This is a genomic window from Vibrio sp. 704 (assembly GCF_033339295.1).
Map to the genome: position 1 here is coordinate 1 of NZ_JAWOUH010000916.1, position 539 is coordinate 539.

The following is a 539-nucleotide window of genomic DNA, read 5'->3' on the forward strand; positions in this document are numbered from 1 at the left end:
CCATCCACTTAGAAGCCGCGCCAAACCAATCTATTCTTAATGGTATCTATGAAGGCCGCATTGATATCGGCATCGTGACTGACGCTCCAAACAAAAGCCTCTTCCAAAGCGAACGAATCGGTCGAGAAGCGCTGTGCTTGATCCTTCCCCACGCATATAAAGCCGAGCCCTTAACGCCTGAGATCTTGCAAAAATGCGGTGTTATTGGCCATCCCGATGCCGAGCACTATATGACGTTGTTTTTTGACCAATGTGCAGAGCCACAATTAAAAGAGATAAAAATGAGTGACATGCCGCTTTCGGGCTTCGTCAATCAATTAAGCCAAATATTATTGCCAGTTAGCAAAGGATTGGGATTTACGGTGTTGCCTCAAAGTGCAGTAGAAAGCTTTCCAAATAGAGAAGAATTGCACGTCGCGCAGCTAAAACAAACCGTTTATGAAGATTTGTATTTAGTCAAAAAACGGGGGCGCACATTACCGCTGCGCTATACCACAATAAAAGAGGTGTTATCAGGCATCATTGGGAAATAAGCGTCT

1 protein-coding gene is annotated in these 539 nt (G+C 44.7%); it reads left to right on the forward strand.

Translation table 11 applies throughout. The features are described from left to right. Window positions 1-533 (forward strand): substrate-binding domain-containing protein (locus R7R24_RS29860; RefSeq protein WP_318120607.1); only part of this gene is annotated, 533 nt, incomplete at its 5' end. Window positions 534-539: the final 6 nt, after the last annotated feature.